Origin of the sequence: Cronobacter sp. HA18006, from assembly GCF_011605445.1 — a bacterium.
In the GTDB taxonomy this organism is placed as follows: Bacteria; Pseudomonadota; Gammaproteobacteria; order Enterobacterales; family Enterobacteriaceae; genus Cronobacter; species Cronobacter sakazakii.
The window spans coordinates 1,090,605-1,102,774 of sequence record NZ_JAANQB010000011.1 but is presented as its reverse complement, the minus strand read 5'-3'; the positions used below and the strand labels follow the sequence as shown (position 1 = coordinate 1,102,774).

Sequence of the window (12,170 nt, the reverse complement as noted above, 5' to 3'; positions counted from 1 at the left end):
GGGCTCAAACTGCGGCGATAATTTTGATTTCTACTTTATAGCGCGGGTTCATCAGGCGGGCCTGCACGGTGCAGCGTACCGGTGCGGAGCCTGCCACGACCCACTCATCCCAGGCTTTATTCATCAGCGCGAAGTCGTCGCCGTCGGCCAGGAAGATGGTGGCGTCGAGAATACGGGATTTATCGCTGCCCTGCGCGGTTAACAGCGTGTCGATTTGCGCCAGCGTATTGGCGGTTTGTTCGTAAGCGTCGCCGTCGAGGTTTTCCGGCACGCCGGTGTAGTAAATCGTCTGGTTGTGAATCACCGCGTCAGACCAACGATCTGCGGGATCGATACGCACGATTGTCATCGCTTTTTCCTTTTCCTGTTCTGTTTAGCAGGGTGCAAGCCTGCCATAAAGCGCGAGCGCCGTCATCTGTTCGGCTGGCGTAAGCGTGGCCGCCCTGACATAATCACTGGCAATTTAACCAGGGGGCAGTGTGACAGACGATTTTGCAGCAGATGGCCAACTGGCCAACGCGATTCCCGGCTTTAAACCGCGCGAGCCGCAGCGTCAGATGGCGCAGGCGGTCAGCGCCGCCATTGAGGCCGCGACGCCGCTGGTGGTCGAGGCGGGTACCGGGACCGGGAAAACTTATGCTTATCTGGCGCCCGCGCTGCGTGCCGGTAAGAAAGTGATTATTTCCACCGGTTCGAAAGCGCTGCAGGATCAGCTCTACAGCCGCGATCTGCCGACCGTCGCCAAAGCGCTGGAATTCAAAGGCCGTCTGGCGCTCTTAAAAGGGCGCTCGAACTATTTATGCCTGGAGCGCCTTGAGCAACAGGCGCTGGCGGGCGGCGATCTGCCGGTTCAAACCTTAAGCGACGTTATCCAGCTGCGCGGCTGGGCCAACGAAACCGTCGATGGCGATATCAGCACCTGCGGGCGCGTGGCGGAAGACGCCCCCGTCTGGCCGCTTGTCACCAGCACCAACGATAACTGCCTTGGCACCGATTGCCCGCTCTACAAAGACTGCTTTGTGGTGAAAGCGCGCAAAAAGGCGATGGAGGCCGACGTCGTCGTGGTGAACCATCACCTGTTTCTCGCCGATATGGTGGTCAAAGAGAGCGGCTTTGCGGAGCTTATCCCGGAGGCTGAGGTGATTATTTTCGACGAAGCCCATCAGCTTCCCGATATCGCCAGCCAGTATTTCGGCCAGTCGCTCTCCAGCCGCCAGCTGCTTGACCTCGCAAGAGACATTATCATCGCCTATCGCACCGAGGTGAAAGATACCCAGCAGCTACAAAAGTGCGCCGACCGGCTGGCGCAAAGCACCCAGGATTTCAGGCTGCAGTTGGGCGACCCTGGCTTTCGCGGCAACCTGCGCGAACTGTTGGCGGACGCCTCCATCAGCCGCGCGTTGCTGCTGCTCGATGATGCGCTGGAGCTTTGCTACGACGTGGCGAAGCTGTCGCTTGGCCGCTCGGCGCTGCTGGACGCCGCTTTTGAGCGCGCCACGCTCTATCGCGCGCGTCTCAAACGCTTAAAAGAGATTAACCAGCCAGGCTACAGCTACTGGTATGAGTGCAACTCGCGCCACTTTACGCTGGCGCTCACGCCGCTGACCGTCGCGGATAAATTCCAGGACGTGATCGCGGAAAAGGGCGGCAGCTGGATTTTCACCTCCGCCACGCTCTCGGTGAATGACGATCTTCATCACTTCACGGAGCGGCTCGGCATTCACGAGGCAAAAACTCTTCTGCTGCCCAGTCCGTTCGACTATGCCCGCCAGGCGCTGCTCTGCGTGCCGCGCGGTCTGCCGCAGACTAACCAGCCGCAGGCCGGGAAAGCGCTGGCGCGGATGTTACAACCGCTGATTGAGGCTAACCAGGGCCGCTGCTTTATGCTCTGCACGTCGCACGCGATGATGCGTGACCTGGCCGAGCAATTTCGCGCCACCATGACGCTGCCGGTGCTTTTGCAGGGTGAAACCAGTAAAAGCCAGTTGCTGGAGCAGTTTATCAGCGCGGGCAATGCGTTGCTGGTGGCGACAAGCAGCTTCTGGGAAGGGGTGGACGTTCGCGGCGACGCGCTGTCGCTGGTGATTATCGACAAACTGCCGTTCACCTCGCCGGACGATCCGCTGCTGAAAGCGCGGATGGAAGATTGTCGCCTGCGCGGCGGCGATCCGTTTGATGAAGTTCAGCTGCCGGAGGCGGTCATCACGCTCAAGCAGGGCGTCGGGCGTCTTATCCGCGACGTCGACGACCGCGGCGTGCTGGTGATTTGCGACAACCGCCTGGTAATGCGCCCCTACGGCGCGGTCTTTCTGAAAAGCCTGCCGCCGACGCCGCGCACCCGCGATATCGGCGAGGCGGCGCGCTTTCTCACCGACGCGGCGCGGCAGTAATTTGTGCCAGACTGTGATAAGATGCGCCCCTTTTTGAACCACCACGACGCGTAAGAGTGTTATAGATCCATGCGAATTCTGGCTATTGATACCGCCACTGAGGCCTGTTCCGTCGCCTTGTGGGACAACGGTAAAACGTCCGCCCTTTTTGAACTCTGCCCGCGCGAGCACACCCAGCGTATTCTGCCGATGGTCAATGAGATCCTCACCGAAAACGGCGTTGCGCTGTCGGCGATGGACGCGCTGGCCTTTGGCCGCGGGCCGGGAAGCTTTACCGGCGTGCGAATCGGCATCGGCATCGCGCAGGGGCTGGCGCTTGGCGCAGAACTGCCGATGGTCGGCGTGTCGACGCTAATGACGATGGCGCAGGGCGCATGGCGCGTCAGCGGCGCGACCCGCGTGCTGGCGGCGATCGACGCCCGCATGGGCGAAGTCTACTGGGCCGAGTACCAGCGCGATGAGCAGGGCGTATGGCACGGCGAAGAGACCGAAGCGGTACTCAAGCCCGACGCCGTCACGGAGCGCCTGAAGGCGCTTGACGGCGAGTGGGCGACGGTCGGCACCGGCTGGCAGGCGTGGCCGGATATGGCGAACGGCAGCGGACTTACGCTTACCGACGGCCAGGTAACGCTGCCGGCGGCGGAAGATATGTTGCCGCTGGCGTGCCGGTTGTTCGAACAACAGCGCGTTGTTGCGGTCGAACATGCAGAACCGGTCTATCTGCGCAACGAAGTGGCGTGGAAAAAACTGCCAGGCCGGGAATAACATCCCGACGCAAACCGCGGGCGGGTTTAAGGAGTCGCTTATGGTGGGTCAACAATCAATGGTGCGCAGTGGGCTTCTGGCGCTGAGCGTTTTGCTCGTCAGTGGGTGTGTCAGCGTTCCCGACGCGATTAAAGGCACCAGCCCGACGCCGCAGCAGGATCTGGTACGCGTGATGAACGCGCCGGAGCTCTACATCGGCCAGGAGGCGCGCTTCGGCGGGCGAGTGGTCAATGTCGATAACGAGAAGGGCAAAACCCGCCTTGAGATAGCCACGCTGCCGCTCGACAGCGCGGCGCGGCCGCTGCTCGGCCAGCCGTCGCGCGGACGCATCTTTGCCGACGTTGGCGGCTTTCTCGACCCGGTGGACTTCCGTAATCAGCTCGTGACGGTGGTTGGCCCCATCACCGGTACGGCAGAAGGGAAAATCGGCGCCAGCCCGTACAAATTCATGGTAATGCAGGTGAACGGCTTCAAGCGCTGGCGCGTGACGCAGCAGGTGGTGATGCCACCACAGCCTATCGATCCGTGGATGTGGGGGCCGCGCCCCGGCTGGGGATATGGCTATGGCCCGTGGGGCTGGTATAATCCCGGCCCGGCTCAGGTTCAGACCGTAGTAACCGAGTAATTCATTGATTTAGTGAATAAAATAAACAGCGGCCCGTCCGCTGTTTATTTGTTTTATCGGTATAACAAAAATAATTAGTGACGCGCTTCGCAACCTTAAATCAGGCGAATTAATAAACTGGTACAATGAGTTAATATTATGTTAACGCCGTGTTTATTGTTTTGGGGTTGTGATGACGACGAATAATACATTCAGAGGTGACGCATTGAAGAAGGTTTGGCTTAACCGTTATCCGGCGGATGTTCCGGCGGAGATAAACCCGGACCGTTATCACTCCCTGGTGGATCTGTTTGAGCAATCCTGCACACGCTACGCCGATCAGCCCGCCTTCACCAACATGGGCGAGGTGATGACCTTCCGCAAGCTGGAAGAGCGCAGCCGCGCCTTCGCCGCCTGGCTGCAACAGGGCCTGGGCCTGCAAAAAGGCGATCGCGTGGCGCTGATGATGCCAAATCTCCTGCAATATCCGGTGGCGCTGTTCGGCATTCTGCGCGCCGGAATGATCGTCGTGAACGTCAACCCGCTCTACACGCCGCGCGAGCTGGAGCATCAGCTGAACGACAGCGGTGCCAGCGCCATCGTCATCGTTTCTAACTTTGCCCACACGCTGGAAAAAGTGGTCGATAAGACCCAGGTGAAACACGTCATTCTGACGCGCATGGGCGATCAGCTCTCCACCGCCAAAGGCACGCTGGTGAATTTTGTGGTGAAGTACGTGAAACGCCTGGTGCCGAAGTATCACCTGCCGGACGCTATTTCGTTTCGCAGCGCGCTGCATAACGGCTACCGGATGCAGTACATCAAGCCGGAAGTGACGCCAGACGATCTCGCTTTCCTGCAATATACCGGCGGTACTACGGGCGTGGCGAAAGGCGCGATGCTGACCCATCGCAACATGCTCGCTAACCTCGAACAAGTGCTCGGCACGTACGGCCCGCTGCTGCATCGCGGCAAAGAGCTGGTCATCACCGCGTTGCCGCTGTACCACATTTTCGCGCTCACCATGAACTGTCTGCTGTTTATTGAACTCGGCGGGCAGAACGTGCTGATTACCAACCCGCGCGATATTCCGGGGCTGGTCAAAGAGCTTGGCAAATATCCGTTTACCGCGATGACCGGCGTGAACACGCTGTTTAACGCGCTGCTGAATAACAAAGATTTCCATAAGCTCGATTTCTCCTCGCTGCACCTTTCGGCGGGCGGCGGGATGCCGGTGCATCAGGCGGTCGCGGAGCGCTGGGAAAAACTCACCGGTCAGTTCCTGCTGGAAGGCTACGGGCTTACCGAATGCTCGCCGCTGGTGAGCGTTAACCCGCACGATATCGACTACCACAGCGGCAGCATTGGCCTGCCGGTGCCGTCCACCGAAGTCAAACTGATTGACGACGAAGGCAATGAAGTGGCACCCGGTGAGCCTGGCGAGCTGTGCATTAAAGGCCCGCAGGTGATGCTGGGCTACTGGCAGCGCCCGGACGCCACCGATGAGATCCTTCAGGACGGCTGGCTGCGCACCGGTGATATCGCGGTGATGGACGAAGAGGGTTTCCTGCGTATCGTCGATCGCAAAAAAGATATGATTCTGGTCTCCGGATTTAACGTCTATCCGAATGAAATTGAAGATGTGGTAATGCAGCACAGTGGCGTGCAGGAAGTCGCGGCGGTAGGCATCCCGTCGGAAGCCAGCGGCGAGCTGGTGAAAATCTTCGTGGTGAAGAAAGAAGCATCGCTTACGGAAGAAGCGCTGATTACCTTCTGTCGCCGTCACCTGACGGGCTATAAAGTGCCGAAGCAGGTGGAATTTCGCACCGAGCTGCCAAAATCCAACGTCGGGAAAATTTTACGACGAGAACTACGTGACGAAGCGCGCCGGGCGGGCGACAATACCGCCTGAGCTGCAATCACGTCGCCCTGACGCCGGTTCTACCGGCGTTTTTTATGGGCGCAGACAAAGAGAGAGCGATTTGAATTACCAGATGATTACCACCAATGACGCGCTGGCGACGCTGTGCGAGACCGCACGCACGCAGCGCGCCCTGGCGCTGGACACCGAATTTGTCCGTACCCGTACTTACTACCCGCAGCTGGGACTTATCCAGCTGTATGACGGCGAAAACGTCGCGCTTATCGATCCGCTGACCATCACCGACTGGGCGCCGTTTCAGGCGCTGTTGCAGGATCAAAACGTCACCAAGTTTCTCCACGCGGGCAGCGAAGATCTGGAAGTGTTCCAGAACGCGTTCGGCATGATGCCCGATCCGTTTATCGACACTCAGGTGCTGGCTTCGTTCGTTGGCCATCCGCTCTCCTGCGGTTTTGCGACGCTTGTGGAACATCACACCGGCGTGGTGCTGGATAAAAGCGAGTCGCGCACCGACTGGCTGGCGCGTCCGCTGACCGAGCGCCAGTGCGATTACGCGGCGGCGGATGTCTGGTATCTGCTGCCGATCGCCCACAAACTGATGGAACAGGTACGCGAAGCCGGCTGGCTGACCGCCGCCATCAACGAATGCCGCCTGATGACCCAGCGCCGTGGCGAGGTGCTCGATCCTGATGAAGCCTGGCGTGAAATCACCAACGCCTGGCAACTGCGTCCGCGTCAGCTTGCGTGCCTGAAGCTGCTGGCGGGCTGGCGCCTGCGCAAAGCGCGCGAGCGCGATATGGCGGTGAATTTCGTGGTGCGTGAAGAAAACCTCTGGAAAGTGTCGCGCCATATGCCAGGCTCGCTTGGCGAGCTTGACGGCATGGGGCTTTCCGGCAGTGAAATCCGCTTCCACGGCAAGACGCTGCTGGCGCTGGTCGCGCAGGCGCAGGCGCTGCCGGAAGAGGCGCTGCCGGAGCCGCTCGCGAATCTGGTCGACATGCCGGGCTATCGCAAGGTATTTAAAGAGATCAAAGCGCTGGTGCAGGAGACGAGCGAGGCGCACAAGATCAGCGCCGAGCTGATGGCCTCACGCCGCCAGATTAACCAGCTACTGAACTGGCACTGGAAGCTGAAACCGCAGAATCAGCTGCCGGAATTAATCAGCGGCTGGCGCGGCGAGTTATTAAATGAATCATTAAGAACGCTGCTGGAAAATTATTAACGGCGTGACCTGTAATTATTTACAGGAAATGTGAAGTTTACTGAAAATATATACAGTGAATTGACTAAAAAAATACCCCGGCATGCCGGGGTATTTTTTAGTGTTATTTTGTCTCTTCCGCTTCCGGTAAGGTGACATTAAGTTCGAGAATCGAAATATCGTCGCCTTTTTGTTCCAGCTGAACGGTGACCATTTCCGGATCAATCTGAACGTATTTGCAAATCACTTCCAGAATATCCCGCTTCAGCTGCGGTAAATAATGCGGTTCAGCATCGCTACGACGACGCTCAGCAACAATAATTTGTAAGCGCTCTTTGGCGATACTGGCGGTGTTCTTTTTTCTGGAGAGAAAAAAGTCGAGTAATGCCATAACTTATCCTCCGAACAGGCGTTTGAGGAAACCTTTCTTCTCTTCTTCAATGAAGCGGAAAGGACGTTCTTCTCCCATCAGGCGATCAACGGTATCGGCGTAGGCTTTGCCTGCGTCGGATGTGGCGTCAAGAATGACCGGCTCGCCCTGGTTAGAGGCGCGAAGCACAGACTGATCTTCCGGGATGACGCCCACCAGAGGAATACGCAGGATCTCCAGCACATCTTCCATGCTGAGCATATCGCCTTTGCTGACGCGGCCCGGGTTGTAGCGGGTCAGCAGCAGGTGCTCTTTAATCGGCTCTTCGCCATTTTCGGCGCGGCGCGATTTGGAAGAGAGGATGCCCAGGATACGGTCGGAGTCGCGCACGGAGGAGACTTCCGGGTTAGTGGTAATGATGGCTTCGTCAGCAAAATAGAGTGCCATAAGCGCACCGGTTTCGATACCGGCAGGGGAGTCACAGACAATGAAGTCGAACTCCATCTTTTTCAGCTCATCCAGCACCTTTTCCACGCCTTCGCGGGTCAGCGCGTCTTTGTCGCGGGTCTGCGACGCGGGCAGGATATAGAGGCTTTCGGTGCGTTTATCGCGGATAAGCGCCTGATTCAGCGTGGCATCGCCCTGAATCACGTTCACAAAATCGTATACGACACGGCGTTCACAACCCATGATGAGATCAAGGTTACGCAGGCCGATATCGAAATCGATAACTACGGTCTTCTTTCCCTTCTGGGCCAGACCCGTAGCGATGGCCGCGCTGGAGGTGGTTTTGCCAACGCCCCCTTTACCTGATGTAACTACAATAATGCGTGCCATAAAGGAATTCCTTGTTAAAAGGGCTTAATTTAATGGTTGAACCGTCAGCGCGCCGTCGGCCAGTCGCAGGCGTGCCGCTTTGTTGTAAAACTCGGCCGGGATTTGATCGCTCAGCCAGTAAACCCCGGCGATGGAAACCAGCTCCGCCGCGAGATTCGTTGAAAATATTTGTGCTTCTTTATCGCCGCCGGCACCGGCGAGGGCGCGCCCGCGCATGGTGCCGTAGACGTGAATATTGCCATCGGCGATAAGCTCCGCGCCCGCGCTGACGTGGCTTGTGACCACCAGATCGGCACCCGGCGCGTAGATCCGCTGGCCGGAACGCACCGGCAGATCGATTAACCGGGTACGCAGCGCCGCCGCTGGCGGCGCGGGCGTTTCAGCAGGCTTTGCAGCGCGTGGTGCGCTGGCTTTTCCCTCAGTGAGCAGCGCCAGTCCCGCACGCGAAATTTCCGCTTTCAGCGCGTCATCCTGACAGCCGCTGATGCCGACCAGATGCAGTCCGCTGTCGATAAACGTCTGGTGCAGTTGCTGCCAGTTTATCGACCCATCAAGCCCCGCAACATTCACAACCACTGGCGCATTTTTGAGAAAGGCCGGCGCCTGAGCAATTTTTTCTTCAAGCGCCTTGCGAATAACCTCAGGGTGAGCATCATGCAAATGAACCACTGATAAAGTGAAACTACTGCCTTTTAGCTCGATGGGCGTGTTTGACATCCTGGCCTTACTCAATTCAGTTTAAATCCCCACCGCAGTGGGATGATATTCCGAAGCACATCAGGCATGTTATAGTCAGCCTTATATTCAGGCAAGTAACCATCTGGCTAAATTAGAGTAAAAACATGTTTTGTGTGATCTATCGAAGCGCGCGTCGCGAACAAACTTATCTTTATGTTGAAAAAAAAGACGATTTTTCGCGAGTGCCGGAAGAATTGCTGGCCGGTTTCGGGCAGCCAATTATGACCATGATGCTGCCGCTGGATGGTCGTAAAAAATTAGCCAACGCCGATCTCGAAAAAGTGAAACAGGCGCTTAAAGACCAGGGCTATTATTTACAGCTCCCCCCGCCGCCGGAAAATTTGCTTAAACAGCATCTCGAATCGATCGGTAAAAAATAGTCCTGCGCGCCGTTTTTATACGGCGCTTTTTTTGCGCCGATGCACGCGGTTTGACTTTTCGCACTGGCGGGGCAAATAGTTACGTACTGTCTTATCATCGAACACAGAGGGACGCTATGTACCAACATCATCACTGGCAGGGCGCGCTGCTTGATTATCCGGTCAGCAAAGTGGTTTGTGTGGGCAGTAACTACGCAAAGCATATTCAGGAAATGGGCAGCGCCACGCCGGAAGAGCCAGTGCTTTTTATTAAGCCGGAAACTGCGTTGTGCGATCTGCGCCAGCCGCTTGTGCTGCCGCAGGGGCTCGGCTCGGTGCATCATGAAGTGGAGTTGGCGGTGCTGATTGGCGCAACGCTGCGTCAGGCGAGCGAAGAGCACGTCGCCAAAGCGATCGCCGGTTATGGCGTCGCGCTCGATCTGACGCTTCGCGATATCCAGGGCAAAATGAAAAAGGCCGGACAGCCGTGGGAGAAAGCGAAAGCGTTTGATAATTCATGCCCAATCTCCGGGTTTATCCCGGCAGGGGAGTTTACCGGCGATCCGCAAAACACGCCGCTCAGCCTGCGCGTGAACGGCGAGGTGCGCCAGAGCGGCAATACCGCCGATATGATCCATAAGATCGTGCCGCTTATCGCCTACATGAGCCGTTTCTTCACGCTGCGCGCAGGCGATGTGATTCTGACCGGCACGCCGGAGGGCGTCGGCCCGCTTAACAGCGGCGACGCGCTTGACATCACCTTCGACAACCACTCGCTCTCGACGCGCGTTCTGTAAAGATGCCGCCCACAGGGCGGCAAAACTTGCATCCTGGCGTCAGAGTGTTTATAAGGTGCAGCTTAATTTTTGATGTGCGGACACCGTTATGACCGAAACGCCTTTCTGGCAGCGTAAAACCCTGGATGAGATGAGCGACGCCGAGTGGGAATCGCTCTGCGATGGGTGTGGTCAGTGCTGCCTGCATAAGCTGATGGATGAAGACACCGACGAAATCTATTTCACCAACGTCGCCTGCCGTCAGCTGAATATCAAAACCTGTCAGTGCCGTAACTATGAACGGCGCTTCGAGTATGAGCCGGACTGCATCAAGCTGACGCGTGAAAACCTGCCAACCTTCGAATGGCTACCGCCGACCTGCGCGTATCGGCTGCTGGCCGAAGGAAAAAACCTGCCGCTGTGGCATCCGCTGCGCACCGGCTCAAAAGCCGCGATGCACGCCGAGCGTATTTCGGTGCGTCATATTGCCGTTAAAGAATCCGAAGTGCGCGACTGGCAAGACCATATTTTAAACAAACCGGACTGGGCAGAATAAACGCATATTCTTTTTTCGAAGACTATGAACCGTGCATCTGCTAATTAAAGAAATATAAAAAGCCGCTAACGAAGAGCGGCTTTTTTTTATCCGGAAGGTAAGCGTTGCGGTTTTTCTCACCCGTCATAGCGGGAAGAACATCGCGTGGCAAGAGGGTTTGCTGTCGGCGACGAGACGCAGGGCGGCTCAGATCCAGCCAAACCTGACGGATAAGGAAAGGAGTAGACCAGCAAAGGCGAACAGGTTAAGTAAAACCGCAGTTCTGCTTGAAATCTCCATACAATACTCCGGGCTTCTTGTTTACGACACAGGGAGTATAGCTACTGTTTATTCCGGTGCATCTGTAATTTTAAAAAATCAGACTTTTCGCTTAGTGCGGTCTGAGATATTTCTTAAGCAAGTCTGAATAATTGCATTTTCATTAATTAAAGCGTAATGACGGCTTATTCTGGTTCGCAGAATTGCGTAAGGAACTGATGCAGCGTAGCGTGCTCATCAGTAGTGAGGGATAAAAAACGAGCAACCTGTTCTTCAAGATGGCTGCAGGGTTGCGCGATGATGGTTATCAGATTTTCATTATCCGAAAGTCGGATAATCGATACGCCGCGCAGCGTACCGGACGCCGTGAGCACGGCTTTAATGCAAATATCGTCACGAAAAATCAGTGGGTTCATAAGGCTGAGAAGGCTTAGCAAAATCATCTGACCACACAAATAGCACATCTCTTGCCTTGATACAATTCACCTTTTTATAGTGATTGAACTGATAGTCTATATCTATTGTAGTGATAATTAAGGCTCTGTTTTTAATCGTAAAGTTAAGTAAAGGCCCTTATTGTCTAATAAACCAGCGATTGTAAAAAAATACGATAAAAAAGGCCGCCTCAGCGACCTTATACTTACTTCTGATTCGGGCTCGGCCTTTTATCGCCAGATTCCGGTGCTTCGTTCGGATCGTCTTTTTCGACGTTAAGTAAATACTTATTCATCACGTCCTCCTGTCGTTAATTAACACACACTTAAGTATAGGCAGGTGAACGCAGAACAAGCCAGGCGGTAAAGGCAATGCGTATGTTAAGCCAATAAAAACGCCCACCGGCCGGAGCGCGGTGGGCGTGGTGCAGCGCGACTGAGAAGCACTCAGTAGCGGCCGAAAAGATCGCGTTTTTTCGGTTTGAACGCCTGCGCCAGCAGCACCAGCAGGGCAACCACCAGATAAGCGGCGAAAATGCCGATTAACCACTGCGGCATCTCAAGCGTCAGGAAGGACCACTGGCGCTCGGCGCAGTCGCCGCTGGCGACAAACACCTGCGGGAGCCATTTATCGAGCGGCAGCCAGGTCGGGAAACGCGCTGCGAAATCGCAGGTCACAAACGGTGAAGGGTGCAACTGGATGTTTGTGTGCTCAATGGCGAGCATCAGGCCTTTCCAGGCGCTGTAAATCCAGATACCCATCGCCACAAAACGTAACGGGGTTTTCGGTGCAATGGCTCCCACCAGCCCTGCGCCCATTACGCCAAACAGCGCGCAACGTTCATAAATACACAACACGCACGGCTTCAGCATCATGACATGCTGGAACCACAGCGCCACCATTTCCAGCGCGAAAGCGGTAAGCGCCAGCAAAAGCCATGCGCCGCGGCCACGCGAACACTGGTTTAAATATCGCAACATAATGATTATCTCTGCAATC

Annotated in this window: 16 protein-coding genes; 8 read left to right on the top strand and 8 right to left on the bottom strand. The window is 56.2% G+C overall.

What is annotated here, in order from left to right:
• Positions 1–4 precede the first annotated feature (4 nt).
• A complete protein-coding gene (locus G9X48_RS06940) occupies positions 5–349 on the bottom strand; it encodes a RidA family protein (RefSeq protein ID WP_004384975.1) in 345 nt (114 codons plus the stop codon).
• A gap of 130 nt (positions 350–479) precedes the next feature.
• Here G9X48_RS06940 and G9X48_RS06935 point away from each other — a divergent pair, with 130 nt between their 5' ends.
• From G9X48_RS06935 to rnd, 5 genes are all read left to right on the top strand, one after another.
• On the top strand, positions 480–2,390 hold the full coding sequence (locus G9X48_RS06935) for an ATP-dependent DNA helicase (protein ID WP_069681968.1): 1,911 nt from the start codon (positions 480–482) through the stop codon (positions 2,388–2,390).
• A gap of 69 nt (positions 2,391–2,459) precedes the next feature.
• Positions 2,460–3,155: a tRNA (adenosine(37)-N6)-threonylcarbamoyltransferase complex dimerization subunit type 1 TsaB gene (tsaB, locus tag G9X48_RS06930; RefSeq protein ID WP_097641334.1), complete on the top strand. Its 696-nt coding sequence runs from the start codon at positions 2,460–2,462 to the stop codon at positions 3,153–3,155.
• Positions 3,156–3,195: 40 nt separating this feature from the next.
• On the top strand, positions 3,196–3,780 hold the full coding sequence (locus G9X48_RS06925) for a Slp family lipoprotein (RefSeq protein ID WP_007888065.1): 585 nt from the start codon (positions 3,196–3,198) through the stop codon (positions 3,778–3,780).
• A gap of 205 nt (positions 3,781–3,985) precedes the next feature.
• Positions 3,986–5,671 (top strand): long-chain-fatty-acid--CoA ligase FadD, encoded by a 1,686-nt coding sequence (gene fadD, locus G9X48_RS06920; RefSeq protein WP_014728668.1) that lies wholly within the window; start codon positions 3,986–3,988, stop codon positions 5,669–5,671.
• 70 nt (positions 5,672–5,741) lie between these two features.
• A complete protein-coding gene (rnd, locus tag G9X48_RS06915; RefSeq protein ID WP_166499919.1) occupies positions 5,742–6,863 on the top strand; it encodes a ribonuclease D in 1,122 nt (373 codons plus the stop codon).
• 103 nt (positions 6,864–6,966) lie between these two features.
• On the opposite strand, the gene minE is transcribed toward rnd, so the two are convergent.
• The 3 genes from minE to minC are packed head-to-tail and all read right to left on the bottom strand — an operon-like array spanning position 6,967 to position 8,766.
• Entirely contained in the window at positions 6,967–7,233 is a 267-nt protein-coding gene (minE, locus tag G9X48_RS06910; RefSeq protein ID WP_004384978.1) for a cell division topological specificity factor MinE, read from the bottom strand.
• A gap of 3 nt (positions 7,234–7,236) precedes the next feature.
• Positions 7,237–8,049, bottom strand: a complete 813-nt coding sequence (gene minD / locus G9X48_RS06905) for a septum site-determining protein MinD (protein WP_004384979.1) — start codon at positions 8,047–8,049, stop codon at positions 7,237–7,239.
• 24 nt (positions 8,050–8,073) lie between these two features.
• Positions 8,074–8,766, bottom strand: coding sequence for a septum site-determining protein MinC (gene minC / locus G9X48_RS06900; protein WP_004384980.1), 693 nt, complete (start codon positions 8,764–8,766; stop codon positions 8,074–8,076).
• A gap of 125 nt (positions 8,767–8,891) precedes the next feature.
• Here minC and G9X48_RS06895 point away from each other — a divergent pair, with 125 nt between their 5' ends.
• The 3 genes from G9X48_RS06895 to G9X48_RS06885 all read left to right on the top strand — a co-directional run bounded on the left by G9X48_RS06895 (position 8,892) and on the right by G9X48_RS06885 (position 10,478).
• A complete protein-coding gene (locus G9X48_RS06895; RefSeq protein WP_004384981.1) occupies positions 8,892–9,167 on the top strand; it encodes a YcgL domain-containing protein in 276 nt (91 codons plus the stop codon).
• A gap of 116 nt (positions 9,168–9,283) precedes the next feature.
• Complete coding sequence (locus tag G9X48_RS06890) at positions 9,284–9,943, top strand: fumarylacetoacetate hydrolase family protein (RefSeq protein WP_007888075.1); 660 nt, start codon at positions 9,284–9,286, stop codon at positions 9,941–9,943.
• An 88-nt stretch (positions 9,944–10,031) separates the two neighbouring features.
• Positions 10,032–10,478, top strand: coding sequence for a YcgN family cysteine cluster protein (locus G9X48_RS06885; RefSeq protein WP_007868487.1), 447 nt, complete (start codon positions 10,032–10,034; stop codon positions 10,476–10,478).
• A 186-nt stretch (positions 10,479–10,664) separates the two neighbouring features.
• On the opposite strand, the gene yncL is transcribed toward G9X48_RS06885, so the two are convergent.
• The 4 genes from yncL to dsbB form a co-directional block, all read right to left on the bottom strand.
• On the bottom strand, positions 10,665–10,757 hold the full coding sequence (yncL, locus tag G9X48_RS06880; RefSeq protein WP_071601485.1) for a stress response membrane protein YncL: 93 nt from the start codon (positions 10,755–10,757) through the stop codon (positions 10,665–10,667).
• 164 nt (positions 10,758–10,921) lie between these two features.
• Entirely contained in the window at positions 10,922–11,152 is a 231-nt protein-coding gene (locus G9X48_RS06875) for a hypothetical protein (RefSeq protein WP_097641347.1), read from the bottom strand.
• Positions 11,153–11,376: 224 nt separating this feature from the next.
• Entirely contained in the window at positions 11,377–11,466 is a 90-nt protein-coding gene (locus G9X48_RS21430; RefSeq protein ID WP_085959387.1) for a hypothetical protein, read from the bottom strand.
• Between the two features lie 151 nt (positions 11,467–11,617).
• The gene (gene dsbB, locus G9X48_RS06870) at positions 11,618–12,151 is read right to left on the bottom strand and encodes a disulfide bond formation protein DsbB (protein ID WP_063264468.1); all 534 of its coding nucleotides are present in this window, start codon (positions 12,149–12,151) and stop codon (positions 11,618–11,620) included.
• Between the last annotated feature and the right edge of the window lie 19 nt (positions 12,152–12,170).

What these genes read in the sequence shown, in the direction of transcription:
- G9X48_RS06895 (WP_004384981.1), top strand. Translation starts at nt 8,892, where the DNA reads ATGTTTTGTGTGATCTATCGAAGCGCGCGTCGCGAACAAACTTATCTT.
- yncL (WP_071601485.1), bottom strand. Translation starts at nt 10,757, where the DNA reads ATGGAGATTTCAAGCAGAACTGCGGTTTTACTTAACCTGTTCGCCTTT.
- G9X48_RS06885 (WP_007868487.1), top strand. Translation starts at nt 10,032, where the DNA reads ATGACCGAAACGCCTTTCTGGCAGCGTAAAACCCTGGATGAGATGAGC.
- G9X48_RS06940 (WP_004384975.1), bottom strand. Translation starts at nt 349, where the DNA reads ATGACAATCGTGCGTATCGATCCCGCAGATCGTTGGTCTGACGCGGTG.
- minE (WP_004384978.1), bottom strand. Translation starts at nt 7,233, where the DNA reads ATGGCATTACTCGACTTTTTTCTCTCCAGAAAAAAGAACACCGCCAGT.
- minC (WP_004384980.1), bottom strand. Translation starts at nt 8,766, where the DNA reads ATGTCAAACACGCCCATCGAGCTAAAAGGCAGTAGTTTCACTTTATCA.
- G9X48_RS06925 (WP_007888065.1), top strand. Translation starts at nt 3,196, where the DNA reads ATGGTGGGTCAACAATCAATGGTGCGCAGTGGGCTTCTGGCGCTGAGC.
- G9X48_RS06890 (WP_007888075.1), top strand. Translation starts at nt 9,284, where the DNA reads ATGTACCAACATCATCACTGGCAGGGCGCGCTGCTTGATTATCCGGTC.
- dsbB (WP_063264468.1), bottom strand. Translation starts at nt 12,151, where the DNA reads ATGTTGCGATATTTAAACCAGTGTTCGCGTGGCCGCGGCGCATGGCTT.
- minD (WP_004384979.1), bottom strand. Translation starts at nt 8,049, where the DNA reads ATGGCACGCATTATTGTAGTTACATCAGGTAAAGGGGGCGTTGGCAAA.
- G9X48_RS06875 (WP_097641347.1), bottom strand. Translation starts at nt 11,152, where the DNA reads ATGAACCCACTGATTTTTCGTGACGATATTTGCATTAAAGCCGTGCTC.
- G9X48_RS21430 (WP_085959387.1), bottom strand. Translation starts at nt 11,466, where the DNA reads ATGAATAAGTATTTACTTAACGTCGAAAAAGACGATCCGAACGAAGCA.
- tsaB (WP_097641334.1), top strand. Translation starts at nt 2,460, where the DNA reads ATGCGAATTCTGGCTATTGATACCGCCACTGAGGCCTGTTCCGTCGCC.